This window comes from Chelatococcus sp. YT9 (assembly GCF_018398315.1).
Taxonomy (GTDB): Bacteria; Pseudomonadota; Alphaproteobacteria; order Rhizobiales; family Beijerinckiaceae; genus Chelatococcus.
The window spans coordinates 1,528,916-1,553,278 of record NZ_JAHBRW010000001.1 but is presented as its reverse complement, the minus strand read 5'-3'; the positions used below and the strand labels follow the sequence as shown (position 1 = coordinate 1,553,278).

The 24,363-nt window shown below is 63.3% G+C and carries 25 protein-coding genes; 20 read left to right on the top strand and 5 right to left on the bottom strand.

Annotation, left to right across the window (positions count from 1 at the left end; translation table 11 throughout):
• Positions 1 to 28: 28 nt before the first annotated feature.
• Together KIO76_RS07010 and KIO76_RS07005 are read left to right on the top strand one after the other, a co-directional pair.
• Positions 29 to 1,594 carry an ABC transporter substrate-binding protein gene (locus tag KIO76_RS07010; RefSeq protein ID WP_213322141.1) on the top strand — a complete coding sequence of 522 codons (1,566 nt, stop codon included), beginning with the start codon at positions 29 to 31 and terminating at the stop codon, positions 1,592 to 1,594.
• 79 nt (positions 1,595 to 1,673) lie between these two features.
• Positions 1,674 to 2,573, top strand: coding sequence for a metallophosphoesterase family protein (locus KIO76_RS07005; RefSeq protein ID WP_213322140.1), 900 nt, complete (start codon positions 1,674 to 1,676; stop codon positions 2,571 to 2,573).
• A 163-nt stretch (positions 2,574 to 2,736) separates the two neighbouring features.
• Here KIO76_RS07005 and KIO76_RS07000 read toward each other — a convergent pair whose 3' ends face one another.
• Positions 2,737 to 2,997 (bottom strand): YMGG-like glycine zipper-containing protein, encoded by a 261-nt coding sequence (locus KIO76_RS07000; RefSeq protein ID WP_213322138.1) that lies wholly within the window; start codon positions 2,995 to 2,997, stop codon positions 2,737 to 2,739.
• Between the two features lie 383 nt (positions 2,998 to 3,380).
• Here KIO76_RS07000 and KIO76_RS06995 point away from each other — a divergent pair, with 383 nt between their 5' ends.
• Positions 3,381 to 3,899, top strand: a complete 519-nt coding sequence (locus tag KIO76_RS06995; protein WP_213322137.1) for a DUF1269 domain-containing protein — start codon at positions 3,381 to 3,383, stop codon at positions 3,897 to 3,899.
• A 56-nt stretch (positions 3,900 to 3,955) separates the two neighbouring features.
• Here KIO76_RS06995 and KIO76_RS06990 read toward each other — a convergent pair whose 3' ends face one another.
• Positions 3,956 to 5,053, bottom strand: coding sequence for a glycosyltransferase family 4 protein (locus tag KIO76_RS06990; RefSeq protein ID WP_213322136.1), 1,098 nt, complete (start codon positions 5,051 to 5,053; stop codon positions 3,956 to 3,958).
• A gap of 572 nt (positions 5,054 to 5,625) precedes the next feature.
• On the opposite strand from KIO76_RS06990, the gene KIO76_RS06985 reads away from it, so the two are divergent.
• A complete protein-coding gene (locus KIO76_RS06985) occupies positions 5,626 to 6,411 on the top strand; it encodes an SDR family oxidoreductase (protein WP_213322135.1) in 786 nt (261 codons plus the stop codon).
• 64 nt (positions 6,412 to 6,475) lie between these two features.
• On the opposite strand, the gene KIO76_RS06980 is transcribed toward KIO76_RS06985, so the two are convergent.
• From KIO76_RS06980 to KIO76_RS06970, 3 genes are all read right to left on the bottom strand, one after another.
• Positions 6,476 to 8,104 (bottom strand): phosphoenolpyruvate carboxykinase, encoded by a 1,629-nt coding sequence (locus KIO76_RS06980; RefSeq protein WP_213322134.1) that lies wholly within the window; start codon positions 8,102 to 8,104, stop codon positions 6,476 to 6,478.
• A gap of 160 nt (positions 8,105 to 8,264) precedes the next feature.
• Positions 8,265 to 9,059 carry a HugZ family pyridoxamine 5'-phosphate oxidase gene (locus tag KIO76_RS06975; RefSeq protein ID WP_249729521.1) on the bottom strand — a complete coding sequence of 265 codons (795 nt, stop codon included), beginning with the start codon at positions 9,057 to 9,059 and terminating at the stop codon, positions 8,265 to 8,267.
• Positions 9,060 to 9,149: 90 nt separating this feature from the next.
• The gene (locus KIO76_RS06970; protein WP_213322133.1) at positions 9,150 to 9,605 is read right to left on the bottom strand and encodes a hypothetical protein; all 456 of its coding nucleotides are present in this window, start codon (positions 9,603 to 9,605) and stop codon (positions 9,150 to 9,152) included.
• A 353-nt stretch (positions 9,606 to 9,958) separates the two neighbouring features.
• Between KIO76_RS06970 and KIO76_RS06965 the strand changes: the two genes are divergently transcribed.
• The 16 genes from KIO76_RS06965 (at position 9,959) to lnt (ending at position 24,350) form a co-directional block, all read left to right on the top strand.
• On the top strand, positions 9,959 to 10,657 hold the full coding sequence (locus KIO76_RS06965; protein WP_213322131.1) for a response regulator transcription factor: 699 nt from the start codon (positions 9,959 to 9,961) through the stop codon (positions 10,655 to 10,657).
• 251 nt (positions 10,658 to 10,908) lie between these two features.
• Complete coding sequence (locus tag KIO76_RS06960) at positions 10,909 to 12,729, top strand: sensor histidine kinase (RefSeq protein WP_213322129.1); 1,821 nt, start codon at positions 10,909 to 10,911, stop codon at positions 12,727 to 12,729.
• Positions 12,730 to 12,732: 3 nt separating this feature from the next.
• Complete coding sequence (locus KIO76_RS06955; protein ID WP_249729520.1) at positions 12,733 to 13,257, top strand: HPr kinase/phosphorylase; 525 nt, start codon at positions 12,733 to 12,735, stop codon at positions 13,255 to 13,257.
• 77 nt (positions 13,258 to 13,334) lie between these two features.
• Positions 13,335 to 13,736 carry a PTS sugar transporter subunit IIA gene (locus KIO76_RS06950; RefSeq protein WP_213322125.1) on the top strand — a complete coding sequence of 134 codons (402 nt, stop codon included), beginning with the start codon at positions 13,335 to 13,337 and terminating at the stop codon, positions 13,734 to 13,736.
• 31 nt (positions 13,737 to 13,767) lie between these two features.
• Complete coding sequence (locus KIO76_RS06945; RefSeq protein ID WP_213322123.1) at positions 13,768 to 14,091, top strand: HPr family phosphocarrier protein; 324 nt, start codon at positions 13,768 to 13,770, stop codon at positions 14,089 to 14,091.
• A 207-nt stretch (positions 14,092 to 14,298) separates the two neighbouring features.
• Positions 14,299 to 14,793 carry a universal stress protein gene (locus tag KIO76_RS06940; protein WP_213322121.1) on the top strand — a complete coding sequence of 165 codons (495 nt, stop codon included), beginning with the start codon at positions 14,299 to 14,301 and terminating at the stop codon, positions 14,791 to 14,793.
• A 63-nt stretch (positions 14,794 to 14,856) separates the two neighbouring features.
• The gene (locus tag KIO76_RS06935; protein WP_213322119.1) at positions 14,857 to 15,426 is read left to right on the top strand and encodes a GNAT family N-acetyltransferase; all 570 of its coding nucleotides are present in this window, start codon (positions 14,857 to 14,859) and stop codon (positions 15,424 to 15,426) included.
• Positions 15,427 to 15,629: 203 nt separating this feature from the next.
• Positions 15,630 to 16,190: a NifU family protein gene (locus KIO76_RS06930; RefSeq protein ID WP_213322117.1), complete on the top strand. Its 561-nt coding sequence runs from the start codon at positions 15,630 to 15,632 to the stop codon at positions 16,188 to 16,190.
• Positions 16,191 to 16,280: 90 nt separating this feature from the next.
• A complete protein-coding gene (tsaB, locus tag KIO76_RS06925) occupies positions 16,281 to 16,976 on the top strand; it encodes a tRNA (adenosine(37)-N6)-threonylcarbamoyltransferase complex dimerization subunit type 1 TsaB (protein ID WP_213322115.1) in 696 nt (231 codons plus the stop codon).
• Positions 16,977 to 17,047: 71 nt separating this feature from the next.
• Positions 17,048 to 17,461 (top strand): GNAT family N-acetyltransferase, encoded by a 414-nt coding sequence (locus tag KIO76_RS06920; RefSeq protein ID WP_249729519.1) that lies wholly within the window; start codon positions 17,048 to 17,050, stop codon positions 17,459 to 17,461.
• 17 nt (positions 17,462 to 17,478) lie between these two features.
• A complete protein-coding gene (locus KIO76_RS06915) occupies positions 17,479 to 18,279 on the top strand; it encodes a lysophospholipid acyltransferase family protein (protein WP_213322111.1) in 801 nt (266 codons plus the stop codon).
• Positions 18,280 to 18,547: 268 nt separating this feature from the next.
• A complete protein-coding gene (gene miaB / locus KIO76_RS06910) occupies positions 18,548 to 19,936 on the top strand; it encodes a tRNA (N6-isopentenyl adenosine(37)-C2)-methylthiotransferase MiaB (protein ID WP_213322109.1) in 1,389 nt (462 codons plus the stop codon).
• Between the two features lie 62 nt (positions 19,937 to 19,998).
• The gene (locus tag KIO76_RS06905) at positions 19,999 to 21,084 is read left to right on the top strand and encodes a PhoH family protein (protein ID WP_502761877.1); all 1,086 of its coding nucleotides are present in this window, start codon (positions 19,999 to 20,001) and stop codon (positions 21,082 to 21,084) included.
• A 74-nt stretch (positions 21,085 to 21,158) separates the two neighbouring features.
• Positions 21,159 to 21,662, top strand: a complete 504-nt coding sequence (ybeY, locus tag KIO76_RS06900; protein ID WP_249729777.1) for an rRNA maturation RNase YbeY — start codon at positions 21,159 to 21,161, stop codon at positions 21,660 to 21,662.
• A 19-nt stretch (positions 21,663 to 21,681) separates the two neighbouring features.
• Positions 21,682 to 22,722, top strand: coding sequence for a hemolysin family protein (locus KIO76_RS06895; RefSeq protein ID WP_213322107.1), 1,041 nt, complete (start codon positions 21,682 to 21,684; stop codon positions 22,720 to 22,722).
• A complete protein-coding gene (gene lnt / locus KIO76_RS06890; RefSeq protein WP_291976095.1) occupies positions 22,719 to 24,350 on the top strand; it encodes an apolipoprotein N-acyltransferase in 1,632 nt (543 codons plus the stop codon). Before KIO76_RS06895 ends, lnt begins: the two co-directional genes overlap by 4 nt.
• Positions 24,351 to 24,363 lie beyond the last annotated feature (13 nt).

Sequence of the window (24,363 nt, the reverse complement as noted above, 5' to 3'; positions counted from 1 at the left end):
CGCTCATCCGCAAAGGGACCTCCCCGTCATGCTGAAGACCCTGAAGACGATAGCGCTCGCCGCCCTGGCGACTACGGCGCTCAGCGGCGTTGCCGCGGCACAGGAACTTAAAGTCGGCGTCCAGAACATGGCGCCCTGGCTCGATCCGGGCCGCGATTTCTCCAACGTCGGCTCACAGTTCTATTTCAACGCGTTCGACCCGCTGATCGGCAAGGACGCCACGCGGGCCGAGAGCGTATGGCAGCCCGGCATCGCGCTGAGCTGGAAGCAGGTCTCGCCGACAGAGATCGAGCTCAAGCTTCGCCCGGGCGTGACCTTCCACAACGGCGATCCTATGACGGCGGAAGACGTGGTCTTCTCCTTCGACCGCATCATCAACTCGACCTTCGCGCCTTACACGGTCCGCAAGCGCGATACCCTGCCGAATATGGCCAAGGTCGAGGTCCTGGACGCCGAAACGATCCGTCTCACCGCAACGAAGCCCGAGCCGCTGTTCGAAACGCTGCTCAACGTGCAACAGGGCATGATCGTCCCGAAGAAATACATCATGGGCCTGACCGGCGACCCGAACATCGCCGAGGCTGCCGATTTCGAGGCCTTCGCGCTGAAGCCGGTCGGCACCGGCCCCTACAAGATCACCGAATTTGTGCCCAACCAGCGCCTTGTCTATGAACGCCATGATGGGTTCTGGGGTGAGAAGGCCCCCTTCGAGAAGGTTACCATCACCCGCATTCCGGAACTTTCGGGCCGCCTGACCGCCCTCAAGAACGGCGAAGTCGACCTTATCACGAACGTTCCGCCGGACCAGCTCGACCCGATCGCCTCCGATCAGAAGCTCAAGGTCGAAGGCATGCAGACGCCGCTCTTCCACGTCGTCATCTTCAACACGCAAAACCCGAAGATGGCCAATCCGAAGCTGAGGCAAGCGCTGTCCTATGCGATCGACCGCAAGACGCTGAATGAGGCGCTCTGGTTCGGCAAGGCCAAGGTGCCGACGTCGCATAGCTTTGAGCAGTTTGGGCCTCTGTATATGCCTGAGCTCAACACCTTCGAGTATGATCCGGAAAAGGCAAGGGGGCTCCTCAAGGAGGCCGGCTATGACGGTTTCCCGATCCGCTACGATATTCAGGCGGCCTATTACACCAACGGCTTGCTCGCCGCGCAGGCGATTCAGGAAATGTGGGGCGCTGTCGGCGTCAAGACCCAGCTCAACGTCACCGAACAATGGACCGGCGCCGACCCGACCATGATGGCGCGTGGCTGGTCGAACCCGATGTATTTCCCCGATCCCGCCGGTGCGTTCGGCATCATGTGGGCACCAACTGGCAATTCCGCCTCAGAAGGACGCTTCAAGGCTGACGAGGCCTATATCGCTTTGTGGGACAAATTCCGCTTCTCGACGGATCTCGCGGAACGCAAGCAAGCCTATGCCGACCTGATGCAGGCGATCAAGAATGACCCGCCAGTCCTGCCGCTCTACCAACCCTACGAGTCCTACGGCATGAAGCGGTCGCTCGCTTGGCGGCCGCTGCCCGGCCACATCCCCTATGTGCTCGATTTCCGGGCCGGCCGCGTGAACTTCGCGTCCCGGTGATATCTATGGAGCCGGCTGGCGCCGGCTCCCTTCCCGATCACTGAAGTACCGGCTGTTGTGCCATTCTTGAGAGCCTGTCATGAGCCAAGCCCTTCGTCTCGCCTTCGTCGCCGACATCCACCATGGCGACAATAGTTTCACCAAGGTTGGCGTCGAGGCGCTGCCGCTGATGGAGGAATTCCGCCGCTTCGTCGGCGACGCGCGGCCGGATGCTGTGATCGATCTCGGCGACCGCATCTCCGACCGCGACCATGAGACGGACCTCAGGCTCGAGCAGGAGGTGGCGGACGCCTTCGCGCCGATAATGGCGCCACGCTTCCACCTTTGCGGCAATCATGATCGCGATCATCTCTCCGTTGCGGAGAACGAGGCGATCCTGGGACAGCCCCTCGGACATCGCGTGGTCGATCTTGGAGAATGGCGCCTCGTCTTCTGGGCCGCGGATTCAAAGATCTATCGGCCGGGCGGCTTCGTGCTGAGGGAAGCGGACCTGCTCTGGCTCGCCGCGACAGTGGATGCCGCTGACCGTCCGCTTGCCATCATGAGCCATGTCCCGGTTTCGGGTCATAGTCAGATCGGCAACTATTACTTCGAACGCAACCCCGCGTCTTCGACCTATCCTGGCGCCGAGCGCGCGCGGGCGGTGCTGTCGCGGGCGCGGGTTCCCGTCGTATGCCTGTCAGGCCACGTCCACTGGAACACGCTGACGACCGTGGATGGCATTCCCCATCTGACGCTGCAATCGCTGACAGAAAGCTTCACAACGGGACCCGAACCAGCCGGCGCCTTCGCGCTGCTGGAGCTAGGCGAAACAATATCCTGGGTTGTCTACGGCAAAGACCCGTTCACGGCGCGTTTTACCGCCGCGCAGACCCTCCGGCGCTGGATGACACCGCTCCAGCGATTTGAAGAGCATCCGGAACTGAGACTACGCACACCGTTGCCCTCCTTATCCGCGGAGAGCCCTCCAATGGCCTGATGCATCTTTGTCGGAGCTATGACGAACTCCCGTAGCTGCCAACGGCAATGTGCTGCGGACCCAGCGAACCATAGTTCGCCGGGGATAGCCGACGCATCCACCTCAATGTGATTCATCTCAGACGCCTTGAAAAAGCCGGGCGACTGGTCCGCCCGGCGCTTCCTTAGCATTCCTGATAGCGACGACCGCGGTAGACGTAGGTACGGCAGGTGGGAGTTGTCGCATTACCAACGATCGCGCCGCCGACACCGCCAATGGCTGCGCCTGCGAGTGCGCCACCGGCGCGTCCCGTCGCGAGACCACCAACCAAGGCACCAGCCCCGGCACCGATAGCCGCACCACCGATGGTCCGATCGGTCCGATCGTTCGGATTACACGCAGCCAAGCCTACGGCAAGCAACCCGATAATAATGAGATGTTTCATTTAGGTTCTCCCACGACATTCAATTCTTATTGATGAGCAGACATCAATCGCTTAACCCAAATACACGCTAACTGATCGCGTTGAATTTTCGGTTTAAACTCGTAACGAGAGCCGCCAGCATGACGCACCGGGTCCATAATTAAGCCCGTATGACATGGGCATCGTCTCACCGGCCGTGCTCACGGCCATGCCGATCAGCGTAGGTTCGAGTCCTCCTGGGCTACCTCATTCGATAATGCATGGAACGGCGAAATGTTGCAGGCCGATATGCCGAGCAGCGTGATCGCTGGCATATCCAAGCAAAGTGAAGCATTGGCGGGCCTTCTGGCTTGGTGATAGGCTCCGCCCGCGTCTTATCAGACGCTCACCCTGTGGAGTGTCCCATGTCCGATCTCGTCGTCGTTGTATACCCCTCCGAACAAAAGGCAGAAGAAGTTCGCCAGCGCCTCTTCAACTTGCAGAAGGAGTATCTGATCCAGATCGGCGATGCCGTTATCGCCACAAAAAACGAAAGCGGCCACGTGAAGCTTAACCAGCTCATGAACACGACAGCTGTCGGGGCTGCTTCCGGTAGTATCTGGGGCCTGCTAATCGGTGCCATCTTCCTGATGCCGCTCGTTGGCGCAGCCATCGGCGCGGCCTCGGGGGCACTTGGCGGCGCCCTCACCGACTACGGCATCAATGACAAGTTCATGAAGGAGCTCAGCGAGACGCTCCAGCCGGGCAACGCCGCCCTGTTCGTTCTCGTGCAGAACGTCACAGGCGACAAGGTGCTCGAAGACCTGCGTGGGACCGGCGGAACTGTCATCAAGACCTCGCTCGATCATAGCAAGGAGCAGGCTCTCCGCGAAGCCCTCGCCGCCCAGCCTGTCGCCGCTCCCTCGGCTCCGCCCGCCTCCTGAGCACGACTCGACGGAACAGGCAATCGTGCCGCGCAGATCTCGCGGCTCGATTGTCTTCAACCGACCAGACGGTCGCCGTTGCCCTGGCCGAAATTCGACGCCATACCAGCAACAGCGGCGGCAGATATCCGCTGTGGATTGGCCCAGCTGCGTAACTCGCCGACAAGGCGCAAGCGGTGATGCTGCATGAAGCGCCGCGCCGCTTGGCGGCCGGCCTCCCCCAGGATGAGCCGCAAATTGGGGTCGCCATACAGACGCCGAAGAATATCCGCCGCGGCCGGCACATCCGGTGAGGCCCAGACCTGCCCCTGGCAACCCTCCAGCTTGTCAGCGCCTTCCACCGGAACGAGGCGGCTAGGCACAAGGCAGCTGCCACTTTGCGGCATGAAATCGAGGTTTCCGGACCAGGCCGTGGCGACGGTCGGACGGCCAAGGAGCATGCCCTGGGCGAGGGTCACTCCAAAACTCTCCGCCCGATGCAGTGACAGCACGACATCGGCGCTGGCGAGAAAGCGCCACATGTCGTCGTCCGCGAGATCACGACTGATCAGCTTGATCCTTGAATCCTGCTCCGCAATCTTCCGCAACTTGGCGTAGCCGGCCGAGGCCTGGTCGGCCTTATTGATCTTCAAGGCGAGCGTGACTTGTTCATGACGGGAGAACGCCCTTTGAAAAGCGGAGATGGTTGCCAGCGGATTCTTGCGAGCAAATCCTGAATTGAGATTGGCGACGGAGGCGACGATGAAGCTGTCCTCGTCGAGCCCGAAGCGCTTGCGATCCGCATGAACCGCTGGAGGTACATCGAGGATATAGGGAATGACGCGGATCGGACGGCGGACACCCGCCGCCTGAAAGGCACGACGGGTGAAATGGCTCGGCACCCACACCTCGTCCAGCAGAGAGAGTTGCGCCGCTGTTTCGGGCGGTAGCTGCTCCAGATCCCATGGGCAATAGCCGATGACGAATTTATCCGCGAGGGCCTCTTCCTCGATATAGGAGAGGCCGTAGGCGAGTTGATCCGGTCCCAGATGGACAAAAAGGGTTCCCGCACCCGTCGCTCGGGTTTTCTCACGTCGCCCCCTGACCGTCCGAAAGGCATGGGCGATATCGATCTTCCCGACCGGCAGCCCCGCTTCCACGGCGAGCGTCTGCATGAGCCGGGCCGACCAGCCAGCCTGAGAAGCTCCCTCCAGAACCCCCGCAATATAGACCGAGCCTCCCGGCGCCGAGGGACGTGCTCCACTGCGCCTTGGCGTGCCGACCACTCGGAGCCGCACTGTCTTGCGGACGTTTGCCGGAACATGTTGCCAGAGCGTGCCGATACCGGACCGCAAACGCGAAGCAATAACATCTTGGGCAGCCCCTGCCCCAAAATAAGACGACAAAGACATAGCAATCGACCACACAATAATAGTTGCCAGTACTTTTCACGAACCACCAACATTGGCCAATTCGCGAGATTTAGGAAAAATACATCACTTATATTTTTTATTCTGCTTCTTATTAATATCTATAAAATCCGATACTTCATCCAACCGAAATGCAAATCACGCGCCGGGCATTGCGAAACGTGTTTCCTCCACATATCCAGCTTCGTCATCCACAACCCGCAGGCTCGTCCCCATCCCCCCGTTTGTCGGACTCTCGAAGGACCGACATTCCCATCCTGCGCCAATCGGCCTAAGACCGTGTTAAACATGGGTCGCGATGAGATGGAGATGGAACGATGGATCTAGGATTGTCCGGAAAACGCGCTCTGGTTCTGGGTGCGAGCCGTGGCCTTGGTGCTGCCATTGCCCGAACGCTGGCGGTCGAGGGCGCAGATGTCGTTGCCGCCTCGCGCAACCTCGACAAGATCGCGAGCTGGACGGCGGATCTGCCCCCCGACGTCCGCGCCCGGGTGACACCGGCCACGGTCGATCTCTTCGATCTTGCCAGCGTGGAAGCGCTCGCCACGGCCATGACGGCAAACGGTGGCGTCGATATTCTCGTCAATAATTCCGGCGGACCGCCGCCCGCGACCGCTCAGGAAGCACCCCGAGAGAGCTGGCTTAAGCAGTTCGAGGCCATGGCGGCCAATCTCATCCATCTGACCCAGCTCCTTCTGCCACCCATGCAGGAAAGGGGTTGGGGGCGGATCATCACCGTGGCCTCCTCCGGCGTCGAGCAGCCCATCCCGCGGCTGGCGCTCTCGAACGGCATTCGTTCGGCCTTGATCGGCTGGTCGAAGACACTCTCGAGCGAAGTGGCCGCCAACGGCGTGACCGTCAACGTCGTGCTGCCCGGCCGGATCGCGACCGAGCGCATAGCCGAACTCGATTCGGCCAATGCCAAGCAGAGCGGCAAGAGCGTCGAAGAGGTCGCCAAGAGCTCCATCGCGACCATTCCCGCCGGACGCCTCGGCGATCCGCAGGAATTCGCCGATGTGGTCGCCTTCCTAGCAAGCACGCGGGCATCCTACGTAACGGGCACGAAGGTGCGTGTGGACGGCGGCGCGACACGCTCCGTCTGATAACACAACAAAAAGGCCGGGGCCCCCCGGCCTTCACTGTCTGCGTGTCGGTTATCGGCCTGCTTCAGGCCGCCAGCGAGCTATGCGGCCCGGCTTGGCGTACGTCGGCATCGACGTGGCCCTCGAACTTGCCGAAGTTCTTCTGGAACATACCGATCAGCGTCTTCGCCGTCTCTGCGAAATCCGCCTTGTTGGCCCAGGTCTTGACTGGGTACAGGATATGCGGTTCGACACCAGGCACCGACGTTGGCACCGCGAAGCCGAAATACGGATCCTGCCGGAAATCGGCACGATTCAGCGAGCCGTCGAGCGCCGCCGTGAGAAGACGGCGCGTGACGCGGATCGGCATGCGCCGCCCGATCCCGTATTTGCCGCCCGTCCAGCCGGTATTCACCAGCCAGCAATCCACGCCGTGCTTTCCGATGAGATCACGTAGCAGATTGCCGTAGACGGAGGGGTGGCGCGGCAGGAACGGCGACCCGAAGCATGTCGAGAACGTTGCCTCAGGCTCGGTGACGCCCTTCTCGGTGCCGGCCACCTTGGCGGTGTAGCCCGACAGGAAATGATACATCGCCTGCGCCGGCGTCAGCTTGGCGATCGGCGGCAGGACGCCGAAAGCATCACAGGTCAGCATCACGACGTTCTTGGGAATACCGGCACGGCCCGTGGGGCTCGCATTGGCGATGAAGTCCAGAGGATAGGCGCAACGCGTATTCTCGGTCTTGGAATCGTCGTCGAAGTCCGGCTCGCTGGTGAAGGGATCGAGCACAACATTTTCGAGAACCGCTCCGAAGCGCTCGGTCGCCGCGTAGATGTCCGGCTCGGCCTCGCGCGACAGGCGGATGGTCTTTGCATAGCAGCCGCCTTCGAAGTTGAAGACGCCGCGCTCGCTCCAGCCATGCTCGTCATCGCCGATCAACGTGCGCTCCGGATCCGACGACAAGGTCGTCTTGCCCGTGCCGGAGAGGCCGAAGAAAATCGCCACATCACCACGCGCACCAACGTTCGAGGAGCAATGCATCGGCATGACGTTCTCGGCCGGCAGGATGTAGTTGAAGTAGGTAAAGACCGACTTCTTCATCTCACCCGCGTAGGAGGTGCCCCCGATGAGCACGATCTTGCGCGTGAAATCGCAGGCGATCACCGTCTCGCTCCTGACGCCGTGGCGTGCGGGATCTGCCTTGAACGACGGCAGGTCGACGATGGTGAGTTCGGGCACGAAATTGCGCAGATCGCCGAGTTCCGGCCGCACCAGAAGGTTACGGATGAACAGCGAGTGCCACGCATATTCCGTGAAGACCCGCGTCTTCACACGATAGGCCGGATCAGCTCCGCCGAAGAGATCCTGGGCGAAAAGCTCCTTACCCTCGGCATGCTTGAGAAAATCCTCGAGGAGCACATCAAACTGCGCGGGGGTGATCGCGCCGTTGTTGTCCCACCAGACGGCGTCGGCGGTAACGTCGTCCTTCACGACGAACTTGTCCTTCGGGCTGCGCCCGGTATGGACGCCTGTGTCGGCGGTCAAAGCGCCGCCGGCGGCGATCTTCGCCTCACCGCGCTTCAAAGACTCCTCATAGAGGCGCGGTGCCTGAAAGTTCCAGTTCACACCCTGGAGCTTACGGAAGCCGAATGTTTCGGCGCCATGTGCTTCGTTGAACAGTCCGGCGTTCGCCACGTTTGTCTCCCTTGCCATGCGCGTTTTTGCCATGCCTCTCACAATGGTGACGAGAACCCCCCAAAACCTCTCGCCAGGACGACGTACACTCGGACGTTAGACTAAAAGCCAAGCGGACGACAGATAGACAGCGCCCGCCCTGATCTCATCAGGACGGGCGCTTGAATGAGTTCGTATATCAGGCAACCCGGCGGGCTTCCTGCGCCAGGTCCTTCAGGACGCCTCGCAGGGAGAGGCTCGTGCCTTCCGCCGGTTTGGGGAAAGGCAGGCGTGCCGTCTTGTCTCCGAGCATCAGATCGAGACCATCAGGATCGATGCCGGTCGCAACCCACGAACCTGGCTCCTGCCCCAGAAGCTTCACCGCGTAGAGTTCCAGCGCGTCTGCATGGTCCTCGTTCATGTGGGCGACGGCGCCCGCCTCGCCTGCGACGATGGCCTCGGCGCCGGTGAGATCCGTCATGAACTCTTCGGCCTTGAGGCTGTATATACGCCCGAAGCCTGCGACGAGGTGGGCGCTTTCCGGCTCGATGCGGTAGAAGCCGAAATCCGCGAAGCTGGCGTAGCCGGCGGATGCAGGATGCCGCGCCAGGAAGCGCCGGCGCGAGTTTTCATCCGTGGTGAGCGACGCGCGGCCCTTGATGCTGATGCGCGGATGAGCTGAAGGATCGCCGCCACCGACATGCGACAGCATCAGCGAGACGCGGGAGTCGCGGAGGATGTTCTTGGTGTGGAGAGCCAGGCGCGAAATCAGAATGACAGGCGCGCCATCGACATCCGTCGCGACATTGACGAGAGATGTGTAGGGCGCATGCTCGGTATCGAGCGAGCCGAGCGCGCCGTAACGCGTACTCCGCAGGAGCGTCTTGGCGGCGCCGATCTGGTCGAAGGAGGCGGCGCTCGCGGCGGCCGCCTTCATGGCGGTCTTCGCACCGGCATCTCCCGTGGGTGGTAGGTGGCGCTCTGGTTCGGACATATCATATCTCCCAAGATCACGCTGCCAGCTCTCACCTTGAGCCCGGCTGAATGCCCGTCCGGCCGCACTATTGCCCGACCGCCGACGACTTCAGTGGCGTTTTTCGTCAGGAGCGTCAGCTTTGCAAGCGGATTTGCGGCATTTAATTGACAATTCCGCGCATTTGTAACGCTTGATCACGATCTTCGGCACCTTGGTAAGCAAGTACAGCAGCAAGCGGCGCGACGACTTCCGGCGCGTCGACCCCATGCGGAAATGAGATTCGCGGTCGCTGTCGGCGAGCTCAGGTCGAGTCCATCGGGATCGATGCCTGTCACGCCCATGGTCCATCGGGAGCGCCCGCCAGAAGAGTGGCGACACGTGCCATGTCAGCCCGGTGGTTTGTATTGGGCATCCTGAAGAGCTCGCCTCAGCGATCGACACGCCCGTTCCGAAACGGGCAGCAGTGTCCGTCAGGCGCCACAGGCTGAAGTCGGGCACCTGCATGACGCGGCGGTCTTGCATGACGTGCCAGGAGCGCTGGCCGCTTGTCACGTCCATCTCCACGCCGCTTCTCGCCTCTTCGCTATAGGCCCGCCTGCGCCGGCACAATTGCATTATCGACAAGTGCGGGAAGCGGAAGCGGGTCTTGTGCCAAACGGAAATGTTCTTGAACTTATCTTCATTCGGACAATGCCCACAGACTGCCCCATCGGAGCTCAAAAATTGAGGATCGCTTGGCCGGGGGTGGGTGCTTTTTGGCCTGCGCGATGGTGCGAAGACGCCAATCAGGCTAAGATAGTGGGCCGCGCTGCCTTATTTCGGCCGCCGTAGGACGCGAGGTGACACTGCACGTGACGCCTCTGCGGCCGCACTTATGGCTCTTGGGGCCGCGCGAAACGGAATGATGAGCGAGACGCATGCCGACCATCGCCCTCGTCGACGACGATCGAAACATCCTCACCTCGGTCTCCATTGCACTGGAGGCAGAGGGTTACCGCATTCAAACCTATACCGACGGCGCCTCCGCGCTTGACGGGCTGAAAACCAACCCGCCGGACCTTGCAATCCTCGACATCAAGATGCCACGCATGGACGGCATGGAGCTTCTCCGCCGCTTGCGCCAGAAAACCGACCTGCCTGTGATCTTTCTCACCTCCAAGGACGAGGAGATCGATGAATTGTTCGGCCTCAAGATGGGCGCCGACGATTTTATCCGGAAGCCGTTTTCACAGCGTTTGCTCGTGGAGCGCGTCAAGGCCGTGCTGCGTCGTGTCAGCCCGCGTGATCAGACCGCCTCGCGCGAAAACGACGCCAAGGCTCTGGAGCGCGGACTGCTGAAGATGGATCCCGAGCGTCACACCTGCACCTGGCACAACGACCCGGTGACCCTGACGGTGACGGAGTTCCTGATCCTGCAGGCGCTCGCCCAACGCCCGGGCGTGGTGAAGAGCCGCAACGCCTTGATGGACGCTGCCTATGATGACCAGGTCTATGTCGATGACCGGACCATCGACAGCCACATCAAGCGGCTGCGCAAGAAGTTCAAGGCGGTGGACGACAGCTTCGACATGATCGAAACGCTTTACGGCGTTGGCTATCGCTTCAAGGAGGCATAGGGCACGTCCGCCTGTTGCGGACAATTCGCTTGCGAATAGACGAGCACATTCATTGACGTGGATTTGCTCCAGATCACGCTGCTTTCTGGACCGACTCATCCAGAAGATGAGGAGGTGATCGATCCTGGAGAGGTGGAGCACCCTTCCTGCGAAAGGCATCGCAGCACGCTTCAGCGCCAATAGCCATGCACATCCGGCCGCAGGGCTGGTATCGGAGTTGGCGGCTCCACGGAAAGGCTTAGACGAGGACAATGGCTGTCGAGCCGATTGATCGTTCGGAACGCATGCATTCCAGCGGAGCGCGGCGTTTCCTCAGCGGCGTTGCCCGGGCCCTCCGGCGCGGCGCGGCCGGTCTTGCCTCGCGCAGCGCCTCCAGCCTGACGCGGCGCATCGTCGTGCTCAACCTGGCCGGGCTCGTCGCCCTCCTGCTCGGCTTCCTCTATCTCAACCAGTTCCGCGCCGGCCTCATCGATGCGCGCGTTCAGAGCCTCCTCACCCAGGGTGAGATCATCGCCGCAGCGGTTGCCGCCTCGGCCACCGTCGAGACGGATACCCTGACGCTCGATCCCGACAAGCTCCTGCAATTGCAGGCCGGCGAAAGCTTCGGCATGAACGACGAGCTGTCGCCGCTGGAGTTTTCCATCAATCCCGAACGGGTGGCCCCGGTGCTGCGGCGCCTAGTCACCCCGACACGCACGCGGGCGCGCATCTATGATCGTGACGGCCTGCTGCTTCTTGATTCCCGCTCGCTCTACTCGCGCGGCGATATTCTCCGTTACGACCTGCCGCCCCTTGTGGAAAACAAACCGCCCCTGCTCGAACGCGTCTGGCAAGGATTCTGGAAGCTGCTCGGCAAGGGGTCGTCTCCCCTCATCGACGAGCTCGCGCCCATCAACGGGCGTTCACTGCCCGAGGTCCAGCAGGCTCTCATCGGAACGCCGGGAACGGTGGTCCGCGTCAACAACCGTGGCCAGACGATCGTCTCTGTGGCTGTGCCGATCCAGAGATTCCGCACAGTCAGGGGGGCCTTGCTGCTCTCGACGCAGGGCGGCGATATCGACGCGATCATCTCGGCGGAACGCTGGGCTATCCTGCGTGTCTTTGCCGTGTCCGCGGGTGTGATGACGATCCTCTCGGTGCTCCTTGCCGGCACGATCGCCGGTCCCGTGCGCCGGCTTGCTGATGCTGCCGAGCGGGTGCGGCGCGGCATCAAATCGCGCCAGGAAATCCCCGATTTCACCGATCGCTCGGACGAGATTGGCCATCTTTCCGGGGCCCTTCGGGATATGACGCGGGCACTCTATAACCGCATCGACGCCATCGAGAGCTTCGCGGCGGACGTCGCCCATGAGCTGAAGAACCCGCTCACCTCCCTGCGCAGCGCGGTCGAAACCCTCCCCCTCGCCAAGCGGGCGGACGCACGAAACCGGCTGCTCGAGGTCATTCAGCAGGATGTGCGGCGGCTCGACCGGCTGATCAGCGACATTTCCGACGCGTCCCGCCTTGATGCGGAACTCGCGCGCGCGGAGGCCGAGCCAGTGGACCTCGAACGCCTCGTGCAGACCGTCGCGGGCGTCGCCAACGAGCTGAAGCCTACGGGATCGGTGCCCATCAAGGTCACAGTTAACAAGAGTTCGCTCGGAAACAGCGCTTTCTTTGTCGTAGGGAATGACGGCCGCCTTGGACAAGTCGTGCGCAACCTCATCGACAACGCCGCGTCCTTCTCGCCACCGGATGCGGAGATCCGTGTCGAGTTGCAGCGGTTGCCTCAGGAGGTCGAGATCATCGTCGAGGACGACGGGCCAGGCATTCCTCCCCATGCACTCGAACGAATCTTCGAACGCTTCTACACGGACCGGCCGGACCAGGGCTTTGGTCAGAATTCCGGTCTCGGTCTTTCCATTTCACGCCAGATCGTAGAGGCGCACCGCGGTCGCATCTGGGCGGAGAACCGCTTCGCGGAAGTCCCGGCGGGCGAGGATGCCGGACAGCCTGCCGATTGCGATCGTCCCCGCCTCGGTGCGCGCTTCATTGTCCGCCTGCCGGCAGCGGCAGCAACACCCTCGTCGTGAGCGATGGCAGGGGGCGCTTCACGGGCGGCTCATAGCCCTGCATGCAGCCGCTCGGACCAAGGCACGATCCACGCGTCCTGTGTTGTCGTGGGTGAGGCCGGGGTCCTCATTCGCGGGTCTACTGGGTCGGGGAAATCGAAGCTCGCACGCCGCCTCGTGGTGGATGCGCGCAGGGACGGACGTTTTGCCGCACTGGTCGCGGACGATCGCGTGCGGCTGACCCCGGCTGGCGGGCGCCTCATCGCCGAAGTTCCAGCCCCCATCGCCGGGATGTTGGAAGTCCGCAGCATCGGGATCGTGAAGGTCGACTTCGAGCCGGCCTGCATCGTGCGACTGGTTGTGGACTGTGAGAAGACGTACCCTGCGCGGATGCCGGCGCCGGCAGCCCAACGAACTGACATTCGTGGGGTTCTGCTGCCGAGGCTGAGCTTATGTGGCAGTGCAGCAATAGCCCTCGATATATTGGACTTTTTGATGACCCAGCACGCCTTTTCAGGGTTTGTTGATGACGAAATGATGAAGACTTAGACGTATTGCACTTGCGCTTGCCGCCGCAATGCACAAAATGAGCGCTCCCCAATATGGGGGTGCCGCAAGGTTGCTGAATGATCGGTTTAGTGCTCGTGACGCACGGCTGCCTCGCCACGGAATTCCGTGCGGCGTTGGAGCATGTCGTCGGCCCGCAAACGCAAGTCGAGACCGTCACGATCGGTCCCGATGACGACATGGAAGGGCGTCGGCGTGACATTGTCGCCGCCGTCGACCATGTCGACACGGGAGACGGTGTGGTGGTTCTAACCGACATGTTCGGCGGAACCCCATCCAATCTCGCCATTTCGGTCATGGGTGGACGCCAGGTGGAAGTGGTCGCCGGCATCAATCTGCCGATGTTGATCAAGCTCGTCAGCGTTCGGGACGAGCTGCCGCTTCAGGATGCGGTTCTCCAGGCGCAGGATGCCGGCAGAAAGTACATCAACGTGGCAAGCCACGTCCTGGCTGGCAAGTGAGCGCCACCGGGATGAAAGCCAAGAGCGCGATATGAGCACGACCGACGACGTCGAGGACTGTGAGCCGTTCGTGCCGCCGCCCGGAGCTTTGGTACGTGAACTGGCGATCATCAATCGCAAGGGACTGCATGCCCGCGCCTCCGCCAAATTCGTTCAGACGGTTGATGCGTTCGAATCCGACGTAACGGTGACACGCTGCGGCGAAACCGTAGGCGGGCGTTCCATCATGGGACTGCTCATCCTCGCCGCCGCGCAGGGCACGACGATTTTTGTGACCGCCAAAGGCGACGATGCGGAAGCCTGCCTCGACGCCATCACCAACCTCGTGACCTCCCGCTTCGGCGAGGACGAGTAAGCCCCTCTGACCATCCTGTGCAGTCGCCTGGATGAGAGATCCAGTAGGCACTGTAGCCGATTCGAGAGGCGCTGCGGCGCCGAGAAGGCGCCTACGGAAGTTGGTGCCTGAATTTTGCCTCGCGGCAGCAACGCTTATCAAGGCCTCTTGCCCGCATTGATTCAGCCTGCCAGCATCATCGCCCTGAAGCGTTCCTCGGAGAGATCCATGGGTAAACCGCGACGCGCCTATGAAGCCGGCCATCACGCGAAGTTCCTCGCCATCGTCGATGATTCGCCGGAATGCGAGCGCGCGATCCATTTTGCCGCTCGGCGCGCCGTGCGCACCGGCGTTTCGCTCGTCCTGCTCTGTATCAAGCCAGAAGCCGACATGCAGGACTGGCTGGGTGTCGGCGATGTCATGCGCGCGGAAGCCGAGGACGACGCGGCCGCCGCGCTGGAACGGGCCGCGGCCTATGTGCGCGGCATGGTCGGGCTGGAGCCCGAATGCGCCACGCGGATCGGCGTGCTGGCAGATGAGCTTGTCAAATTCATCGATGATGACGAGGACATCGCCTTGCTGGTTCTGGCGGCCGGCACCGGCAGCGACGGTCCGGGCCCGCTTGTGTCGGCACTCGCCTCCCGCACTGCGGCGAGCTTTCCCGTGCCGGTCGCCATCGTGCCGGGGCACCTCAGCACGGAAGAAATCGATGCGCTCGCCTGACGAACGCCAGCCCGGCGGATTCTCGCCTGGTGGACCCCTGCCGCTCCAGCGAGACCTGCTGCGATGAAGCCCACGCAACGGATGCCGACCATTCGCCCACTCATGCGGAGCGACGCGCCCGCCTTCCGCGCGATCCGGCTGGAAGCGCTGACCCTTCATCCCGGCTCGTTCGGGGCGTTGGCCGCGGATTGGGCGGAGCTGTCGGATGAGGCGGTCGAGGCGCGTATTCCCCACCATCCGCCGAGCGTGATTTTTGGCGCGTTTGTGCATGATCCCGATCCTGGGACTGAGCATCTTGTCGCCGTTGCCGGGCTGATGGTCGCGGGGTCCCTCAAACAGCTTCACAAGGGCCTCGTCTGGGGCGTCTATGTCCGCAACGGCTGGCGCCGGCAAGGTCTTGCCGCCGCTGTGATCGACGCGCTGATTGCTCATGCGAAAGCCCATGGCGGGGTTGAAATCCTGCAGCTGTCGGTGGCCACGGATAATCCGTCGGCTCGCGCGCTTTACCTGTCGCGCGGCTTCACGCCCTATGGGCTGGAGCGCCATGCGCTCAAGCTGGGGCCCGGCGACTATCGCGACGAGGAGCTGATGATGCTCGATCTCGCGGGACCTCGGTCTGATGGCGCTTCATGAAGGATATGATCAAGCCGCGCGGACAGCGTGGGCTCGCATTGATTGATTGAGCCCGCGTCGCCACATCACACTCGCCGACAGAGCCAATTTCGTCTAATTCGAACACGGACGGATATGGCATAATGCCATCGGCCGTATGCCGACGCGACAAGTCGGCATGACCGACACCGCCGGCCTTGAACCGGCTGCGTGAGGAGAGACGCATGTTCATCCAGACCGAGGCGACGCCCAATCCGGCGACCCTCAAGTTCCTTCCAGGCCGAGAGGTCAAGTCGGGCGAGCCGCTGGACCTGCCCGACCGCGCGGGAGCGGACCGTTCCCCATTGGCGGAGCGGCTGTTTGCCATTGACGGCGTATCCGGCGTGTTCTTTGGCTCCGATTTCGTCACGGTGACCAAGAGCGACGGCGAGTGGCAGCACCTGAAGCCCGCCATTCTCGGCGCCATCATGGAACATTTCATGTCCGGCGAACCGCTGCTGCGGTCCGACGCGGCCGACGAGCTCGACACCGACGAAGAATTCTTCGCGGAGGAAGATGCGGACACCGTCGAGACGATCAAGGAGCTCCTGGAAACGCGCGTGCGGCCGGCGGTTGCGGGCGACGGGGGCGACATTACATTTCGCGGCTTCCGCGACGGCGTGGTCTACCTCGCCATGAAGGGATCGTGCTCCGGTTGCCCCTCATCCACCGCCACCTTGCGCCACGGCATCCAGAACCTGTTACGTCACTTCCTGCCGGATGTGCGCGAGGTCCAGGCCGTTTGACGGTGATGCTGTTTCAGGCGACACAGAATTGATACAAGCGGGCGCTGCCATGGAGGGTGCCCGCATTAAAGGGCGGAAAGGCTGCCAGGTTTGCGTATTCTAGCCATCGACACCGCGCTCGGCGTGTGCGCCGCCTGCGTCCAGCAGGACAATGCGGCGACGCCCTTATCGGCCGAGTCCCTCGTCATGGAGCGCGGCCACGCGGAAGCCTTGTTACCGCTGGTGGAACGGGTCATGGCGCGGGTCGATGGTGGCTTCAAGAGCCTCGACCGGGTCGCCGTGAGCATCGGGCCGGGCAGCTTCACCGGCATCCGCGTCGGTATCGCGGCGGCGCGCGCCATTGGTCTCGCCGCGAAGATTCCGGTTGTCGGCGTCACGACGCTGACGGCTTTCGCCGCCCCCTTGGTAGCGAGCGGCCAGCAGCGCCTGGTCGGCGCCGCCATCGATGCCCGGCACGGGCATGTGTTCTTCCAGGCTGTTGCGCCCGGTGGGCGCAGCGTCGTGAATGCCCGCCATATCTCGATCCGGGATGCGGCCCGCGCCCTCGGCGCTGGTCCGGCCGCCCTGGTCGGCTCCGGGGCAGGCCTTGTCGCCGCGGACGCGCGGGCGCTCGGCGTAGAAGTCTCGACGGAAGGGGTGAGCATGGCCCCCGACATCTCCTGGATAGCGCGCCTCGGCCTCACCGCCGATCCGGCAACCGCCCTGCCCAAGCCTTTCTATCTGCGTCCGGCGGACGCCAAACCTCAGACTGCGGCACAGATCCCGAGGCAGCCCGCTCCGCAATGATCTTCGACCGCTTGCGGAGGCCTCCAGCCGACGCCCACGTCCTTACCCTGCGACCGGACCACGCCCGTGCCATGGCCGCCCTGCACGCAGAGGCTTTCGCGCGACCGTGGAGTGCCGCCGACCTCGAAGCCATGATCATCGACCCGATGATCGTCGGCGATGGCCTCTTTCTGGGGCGTGATCGCCAGCCGAGCGGCTTTGCTTTGTCCCGCGCCGTCCTCGACGAGGCGGAACTTCTGACGGTCGTGATCGCCCGACGACACCATGGGAAGGGTTTCGGCAAGACCCTCCTCGCAACCCATCTCGGCCGGGTCATGGCCCGCGGCGTTACCGACATCTTCCTTGAGGTTGAAGAAGGCAACAGGCCGGCAATCGCCCTCTACGAGGCCTTCGATTTCCTCCACACGGGACGACGCGAAAGCTACTATGTGAAGCCGGACGGACGGCGTGTCGCGGCGCAGCTGATGCGGCGCTCGTCGTCCTGACGGAGACCCCCTCGTCGATGAAGGTTCCCCATCCCAAGCAGATCCTGCGGCTGGCGATGATCGCGCCGATCACTCTCGTTGGCATTCCGCTACAATGGGCGGCCGTGCGGACGAGCTCGCGCGCCGCCAAGGTCATCCCCCAGATCTATCACCGCATGCTTTGCCGCATTCTGGGCGTGCGCTTGGTGGTTCGGGGCGAGCGCGTGAAGAACCGCGCTGCCCTCATCGTCGCCAACCATGTGTCATGGCTCGACATTCCCGTGATCTCCGCGGCCGCGCCCGTTTCCTTCATCGCCAAGGCGGAGGTCGGGACCTGGCCTGTGGTCGGCCTTCTGGCCCGGCTGCAGCGCACGGTGTTCATCGATCGCACGCGACGCACGGCGACAGCCGCCACGAACACCATGGTGGCGTCCCGGCTCGGCCGCGGGGACGCGGTCGTCCTCTTTCCAGAAGGAACGACCGGCGACGGCATCCGCATACTGCCGTTCCGATCCTCCTTGGTCGGCGCCGTGCGCGACACGCTGACGGGCGATGGCGAAGCGCCCGTCAGTCTCCAGCCCCTCACGATCACCTATGCCAGGCGAGGCGGTTTGCCCCTCAGCGACGCGGACCAAGCCGAGATCGCCTGGTACGGCGATATGGACCTGGCACCACACCTCGGCGCAATCCTCAAAGGCGCGCCAATCGACGTGATACTGACATGGGGCGACCCCATTACTGTCGATGCAAGGACGGACCGCAAGTCCGTGACACGACTCGCGGAGGCGCAGGTTCGCGCCGCAATGCGGGCGGCCCGGGCTGCGCGTGGCCTTGCGTGATCCGCGCCTATTGGCGCAATTGTCATGCGCGGCCTATTTCCTCGGGCCGCCTGGCGGCTTAAACAGGGGCTGAGTGGCATAAGGAGAAGGCAACGCGACGGCCGACAACCGGCACGGCGAGCTCGCCGGCCAGGCTGCCGGATCGAGGGGCGGAGTGAGATCCGTCGCGAGATCGGGCGCCGAGGTGGCTCGACCGGGGCTGCGACAGAAACGCGGTCCCCTACTTTCTCCTGACCGATCGGCCAACCGCGTGCTAGCATCTGAACGAATGAGCGACGTAAAGAAAGTCTTCATCAAATCCTACGGCTGCCAGATGAACGTCTATGACGCCAAGCGCATGGCGGACGTTCTGCGCCCGGAGGGCTATGTCGAGGTCGAGACGGCGGAAGATGCCGATCTCGTGGTCCTCAACACCTGCCACATCCGCGAGAAGGCGGCTGAAAAGGTTTATTCCGAGCTCGGCCGCCTGCGTGAGCTCAAGGGCGAGCGCGCGACCCGGGGTCAGGATACCTCGATCGTCGTCGCCGGATGCGTTGCCCAGGCGGAAGGCGCGGAAATCACGCGCCGCGCGCCCGTTGTCGATCTCGTCGTCGGTCCGCAGAGCTACCATCACCTGCCGGGCCTCATCGCCCGCAGCCGCAACGGTGAAAAGGTGGTGGAGACCGAATTTCCGGCGGAAGACAAGTTCGACCACCTGCCCGCCGCCCCGCGCGCGGTTACCCGCGCCCGCGGCGTCTCTGCCTTCCTGACGGTGCAGGAAGGCTGCGACAAGTTCTGCACCTTCTGCGTGGTGCCCTATACGCGCGGCGCCGAGATGTCGCGCCCCGTCCTCAAGATCCTGGCCGAGGCCGAGCAGCTCGTGGACGCGGGCGTGCGCGAGCTGACGCTGATCGGCCAGAACGTCAACGCCTATCACGGCGAAGGACCGGACGGCCGCGCATGGACGCTCGGCATGCTGCTGGAGCGCCTCGCGGAGATGCCCGGCGTAGCGCGCCTGCGCTATACGACCAGCCATCCACGCGACATGGACGCGTCCCTGATCGCGGCCCATCGTGACCTGCCGGCGCTGATGCCCTACCTCCATCTGCCCGTGCAATCCGGCTCCGACCGCATTCTGGCGGCAATGAACCGCCAGCATGATGGCGACGAATACCGCCGCATCATCGACCGCGTCCGTCAGGCACGGCCGGACATCGCCCTATCCTCGGATTTCATCGTCGGCTTCCCCGGCGAAACCGATGCCGACTTCGAGGAGACGATGCGGCTCGTCCGCGACATCGGCTTCGCCAGCGCCTATTCCTTCAAATACAGCCCACGCCCCGGCACCCCCGCCGCCGTTCGCGACGGCCAGCTGCCGGAAGCGGTGAAATCCGAGCGCCTCGCCATCCTTCAGACAGAACTCGATGACAGCCGCCGGGCCTTCAACCGCGCAACCGTCGGGCTCATCACAGACATCCTTGTCGAACGCCAGGGGCGCCATCCTGGCCAGGTGGCCGGCAAGTCGCCCTATTTACAGGCCGTGCAATTCGAGGCGGAGAATGTCGCTATCGGCGATATCGTCACCGTCGAGATCACCGAGACCGGTCCGAACAGCCTGTTCGGCCGCCCGGTCGGTGCGGTGGCCACCTCCGCCAGGGAGAGGGCAGGCGCATTGTGAGCCGTGACGTCAGACAGGTGCCGGAGAAGGCATTCAAGGGAGGGGACGACGTGTCGCAACGCGTGTCGCGGGGACGTGCAGTCGGTGATCCACTTGTCCTCGGCCGCCCTGGCGGCGGACCTGACGCCAGTAGCGGCGAGGCCGACGAAATTCTCGTAACCCTGGACGACAATCGCACCGCAAGCCTGGTCTTCGGCCACTATGACCAGAATCTCGCTCACATCGAGCGCCGGCTCGATGTCCGCGCGACTGCCAACGGCAACCACGTTGTCATCAAAGGCCCGCCTGATCTCACCGAGCGGGTCCGCCATGTGCTGGAAAGCCTGGCACAGCGCGTAAAGGCGGGAGCTCAGATCACCCTTGGCGACGTCGACGGCGCGATCGAAGAAAGCGCCCAGCAGGGCTTCCTTTTCCCGCAGGAAGAAACCAAAACCGAGCCCCGCCCCGGAGGCTTCGAGCAGATCGTCACCCGCAAGCGCGGCTCCGTGAAGGCGCGTAACGCGGCGCAGGACATCTATCTCAGAGCCTTGCGCCGGCATGAGCTGGTGTTCGCGGAGGGGCCCGCCGGAACCGGTAAGACCTGGCTCGCGGTGGGCCATGCGGTCTCCTTGCTCGAGCAAGGCCTCGTCGAGCGGATCATCCTGTCGCGGCCGGCGGTGGAGGCTGGCGAGCGCCTCGGTTTCCTGCCGGGCGACATGCGGGAGAAGGTCGACCCCTATCTGAGGCCGGTCTATGACGCGCTCTATGATTTCATGGAGGCGCGGCTGGTGGAGCGGGGGCTGTCGACGGGTCTCATCGAGATCGCGCCGCTCGCTTTCATGCGGGGGCGCACACTCACGAACGCTGCCATCCTTCTGGATGAGGCACAGAACTGCACCACCATGCAGATGAAGATGTTCCTGACGCGCCTTGGCGAAGGCTCACGCATGATCGTGACCGGTGATCCCACGCAGATAGACCTGCCGCCAGGCCAAAGCTCGGGTTTGGTAGAGGCTGTGCGCCTCCTGTCAAAAGTCGAAGGCGTGGGCCATATTCGCTTCCGGGAAGGCGATGTCGTTCGTCATGAGCTGGTGAAGCGCATCGTCAAAGCCTATGAGGAAGAGACAACCCGGCTTCGTGAAGCGGGGCAAGAGGACCGCAGGCGTTGACCATTCGCCCTGAACCGCGCAACCCGCCCGCATTGGTCGCGGCGGATGCCAAAATCGACGATGGGGCCGACACCCTGGACGAGAGTCTTGTCGTGGATGGGCTCGTGGTCGATGTCGCAATCGAGGCCGGGGACTGGTCAGCCCTGCCTGTCGCGTCGCTCATCCAGCGCGCCGTGGCGGCCGCGCTAGCCGAAGCGCCGGTGAAGCCGGCCGCGGGGGCCGAAGTCAGCCTTGTCTTGACGGACGATGCCCACATCCGTGAGCTCAACCGCCAGTGGCGCGGCTTCGACAAGCCAACCAACGTGCTGTCCTTCCCGGCAGCCGAGCCTGATGCGGTGGGTGAGAGTTCGCATCTCGGCGATATCGTGCTGGCCGAGGAAACGATAACCCGTGAGGCGGCGACCGATGACAAGACGGTGAGCGACCATCTGTGTCATCTCGTCATTCACGGTATACTGCACCTTCTGGGTGACGATCATCTGGACGAGGCGGAAGCCGAGGCCATGGAAGCGCGGGAAGTGGCCGCGCTTGCAAGGATCGGCATTGCCGACCCTTATACGGAACCACCTGATGTTTGATGGAGCGATGAAAGAGGCCATGAGTGACGACCGAAGTACGGGACAGGACGATGGTCCGGCGCACCGGGAGCCCCCCAGTGAACGCTGGATAGACCGGCTTCTCGCCGGTATCGGCCTGAGAAACACCCCGTCCATTCGCGAGGGCCTCGCTGATGCCCTGGAAGCCACCGGGCCGGGTGGCGACTTCAATGCCCAGGAGCGCTCGCTCCTCAAGAACGTCCTCGATCTCCGCGAAATGCGCGTCGATGATGCGATGGTGCCGCGATCCGATATCGTCGCCATTCATGCTGAAGCGAGCCTCGCCGAAGTGCTGAATCTGTTCCGCACCGCCGGCCATTCCCGCATTCCCGTTTATGGCGAAACGCTCGATGACCCGCGCGGCATGGTCCATATCCGCGATTTCGTCGATTATCTCGCGAGCCGGACAGAAGCGCAGGCGCCCAGCCTTGCCAAGATCGCCATGGCGCGCCTCGCCATCGACCTGTCGGCCCCGCTTGCTTCTGCAAAGATCCTGCGCCCCGTCCTCTTTGTCCCGCCATCCATGCCGGCCATGGACCTGCTCGTGAAGATGCAGGCCACGCGCACACATATGGCGCTGGTGATCGACGAGTATGGTGGCACCGACGGCCTGGTTTCGATGGAGGATCTCGTCGAGATGATCGTCGGCGATATCGCCGACGAGCATGACGACGACGAGGATCCGCAGATCGAAGCCAGTGAAGGCGATACCTTCATTGTCGATGCCCGTGCCGGGCTGGAGGAGGTCTCTACCGCCATAGGCATCGATCTCGAAGCCGCTGACACGGCCGAAGACGTCGATACCATCGGGGGCCTGATCGTGACGATGGCGGGGCGTGTCCCGACCCAGGGCGAAACCGTTGACGGACCGGAGCAATTGACCTTCGAGGTGCTGGATGCCGATCCGCGCCGCGTCAAGCGCGTGCGCATACATCGGCGCGCGGTCTCAGACGCTGCGACCAGCGCGGGCGAGACCTCACCTTTGGGAGAGGCACCCCCAGCGGACGCCTTTAAGCCGCCCCGCTCCGATACTGCAGCGTGATCTCAGCCGCTGTCATAAGCGTGGCCCAGCGTCTGCCGACCGCGCGTGTCTGGCCGCGCCGCGCGATTGCCTGGATTGCCGGCGCCATCGGCGCCCTTGCCATGCCACCCGTTGGCCTGTGGCCCGTCCTCGTTCTCTCGCTCACGACTGCGGTCTGGCTTCTCGATGGCCGCGCCGGCCGTGAGGAACCCTTCTGGCGCGCCATCCGGGGCGCCGCCTCGGATGGCTGGTGGTTCGGCTTCGGCTATTTCGTGGCGGGTCTGTGGTGGCTAGGCGCAGCTTTTTTCGTTCAGGCTGACGAGTTTCTCTGGGCTCTGCCGCTCGGTGTGCTCGGTCTTCCAGCCGGACTGGCGATCTTCTTCGCCCTCGGCTTTGCGCTGGCGCGCGCCTTGTGGTCGCCGGGGCCGGCACGGATCATCACCCTCGCCGCGGCGCTGACGCTTGCCGAATGGCTGCGCGGACATATCCTCACCGGCTTTCCGTGGAACGTGCTGGGGATGGCGCTCGCTCAGGGTCCGGAGATCGCCGCCACGCCGATTATGGGTCAGATCGCCTCGATCATTGGCCTCTGGGGTTTGACCTTCGTCGCGATTGCCTGCCTTGCGAGCCCTGCGACCCTGGCCGATCGCGGCTCCGTTCAGCGCCGTATCGGGCCGCCGCTTGTCGCGCTCATCGCGCTCGCCGGCATGGGCGCCTACGGGTTCGCGCGCGTTCCCCTGCAAGACGTAGCGACCGTCCCCGGCGTCGTGCTGCGGATCATGCAGCCCAACGTGCCTCAGGACGAGAAATTCCGACGGGACCGCGCTCAGGCAATCCTCGACCACTATTTTTCCGTCACCCGGCGGCCGACCAACACGGCGCTCGGCGAGCCGACCCATGTGATCTGGCCGGAATCCGCCTTTCCGTTCCTGCTGGAGCGGGAACCCGCGGCGCTTGCGCAAATCGGGGCAGTGCTCGGTGCAGACCGCATCCTGATCACCGGCGCGGCGCGTGCGGACGATCGCCTGCCCGGCGAAAACTATCGCATCTACAACAGCATCCAAGTGGTCGACGGACAGGGAACGTTGCGCGCCACCTATGACAAGGTGCATCTCGTTCCCTTTGGTGAATATCTGCCGTTCGGCGGATTGCTGGAGCGGTTCGGCCTTCGCCAGTTCGTCGAGGTGCCCGGCACCTTCGCGGCCGGCGCAAAGAGCGCGCCGCTCGCCGTTCCAGGCTTGCCTGAGACAGCACCGCTCATCTGCTACGAGGCGATATTTCCCGAGGACGTCATTCCCGCCGGAACGCGGCCCGCCCTGCTCCTGAACCTGACCAATGACGCATGGTTCGGGATGACGGCCGGTCCCCACCAGCATTTTGCGCAGGCGCGCCTCAGGGCTATCGAGCAAGGCCTGCCCCTGATCCGGGCAGCCAATACCGGGATTTCCGCCGTGATCGATCCCTATGGTCGGGTCACCGCGTCGCTCGGGTTGGGACAGGAGGGCGTCGTCGATGCCCGCTTGCCCGTCGCACTCGCCTCGACACCTTATGCGCAATTCAGCAATGTATTTGTCGCGTTTCCGCTTATATGGTGCGCAGCGATTTTGATCCTCTCGCTGCGGCGCCGCCGGTTTTCGCAGGGTATATAACCCTCGACAAGCA

What these genes read in the sequence shown, in the direction of transcription:
- KIO76_RS06945 (WP_213322123.1), top strand. Translation starts at nt 13,768, where the DNA reads ATGAGCACGACCGACGACGTCGAGGACTGTGAGCCGTTCGTGCCGCCG.
- KIO76_RS06940 (WP_213322121.1), top strand. Translation starts at nt 14,299, where the DNA reads ATGGGTAAACCGCGACGCGCCTATGAAGCCGGCCATCACGCGAAGTTC.
- KIO76_RS06920 (WP_249729519.1), top strand. Translation starts at nt 17,048, where the DNA reads ATGGCCGCCCTGCACGCAGAGGCTTTCGCGCGACCGTGGAGTGCCGCC.
- KIO76_RS07010 (WP_213322141.1), top strand. Translation starts at nt 29, where the DNA reads ATGCTGAAGACCCTGAAGACGATAGCGCTCGCCGCCCTGGCGACTACG.
- KIO76_RS06985 (WP_213322135.1), top strand. Translation starts at nt 5,626, where the DNA reads ATGGATCTAGGATTGTCCGGAAAACGCGCTCTGGTTCTGGGTGCGAGC.
- KIO76_RS07000 (WP_213322138.1), bottom strand. Translation starts at nt 2,997, where the DNA reads ATGAAACATCTCATTATTATCGGGTTGCTTGCCGTAGGCTTGGCTGCG.
- KIO76_RS06950 (WP_213322125.1), top strand. Translation starts at nt 13,335, where the DNA reads ATGATCGGTTTAGTGCTCGTGACGCACGGCTGCCTCGCCACGGAATTC.
- KIO76_RS06895 (WP_213322107.1), top strand. Translation starts at nt 21,682, where the DNA reads ATGAGTGACGACCGAAGTACGGGACAGGACGATGGTCCGGCGCACCGG.
- KIO76_RS06965 (WP_213322131.1), top strand. Translation starts at nt 9,959, where the DNA reads ATGCCGACCATCGCCCTCGTCGACGACGATCGAAACATCCTCACCTCG.
- KIO76_RS06960 (WP_213322129.1), top strand. Translation starts at nt 10,909, where the DNA reads ATGGCTGTCGAGCCGATTGATCGTTCGGAACGCATGCATTCCAGCGGA.
- KIO76_RS06955 (WP_249729520.1), top strand. Translation starts at nt 12,733, where the DNA reads ATGGCAGGGGGCGCTTCACGGGCGGCTCATAGCCCTGCATGCAGCCGC.
- KIO76_RS06980 (WP_213322134.1), bottom strand. Translation starts at nt 8,104, where the DNA reads ATGGCAAGGGAGACAAACGTGGCGAACGCCGGACTGTTCAACGAAGCA.
- KIO76_RS06975 (WP_249729521.1), bottom strand. Translation starts at nt 9,059, where the DNA reads ATGTCCGAACCAGAGCGCCACCTACCACCCACGGGAGATGCCGGTGCG.
- miaB (WP_213322109.1), top strand. Translation starts at nt 18,548, where the DNA reads ATGAGCGACGTAAAGAAAGTCTTCATCAAATCCTACGGCTGCCAGATG.
- KIO76_RS06995 (WP_213322137.1), top strand. Translation starts at nt 3,381, where the DNA reads ATGTCCGATCTCGTCGTCGTTGTATACCCCTCCGAACAAAAGGCAGAA.
- KIO76_RS07005 (WP_213322140.1), top strand. Translation starts at nt 1,674, where the DNA reads ATGAGCCAAGCCCTTCGTCTCGCCTTCGTCGCCGACATCCACCATGGC.
- KIO76_RS06930 (WP_213322117.1), top strand. Translation starts at nt 15,630, where the DNA reads ATGTTCATCCAGACCGAGGCGACGCCCAATCCGGCGACCCTCAAGTTC.
- KIO76_RS06990 (WP_213322136.1), bottom strand. Translation starts at nt 5,053, where the DNA reads ATGCAGACGCTCGCCGTGGAAGCGGGGCTGCCGGTCGGGAAGATCGAT.
- KIO76_RS06935 (WP_213322119.1), top strand. Translation starts at nt 14,857, where the DNA reads ATGAAGCCCACGCAACGGATGCCGACCATTCGCCCACTCATGCGGAGC.
- KIO76_RS06915 (WP_213322111.1), top strand. Translation starts at nt 17,479, where the DNA reads ATGAAGGTTCCCCATCCCAAGCAGATCCTGCGGCTGGCGATGATCGCG.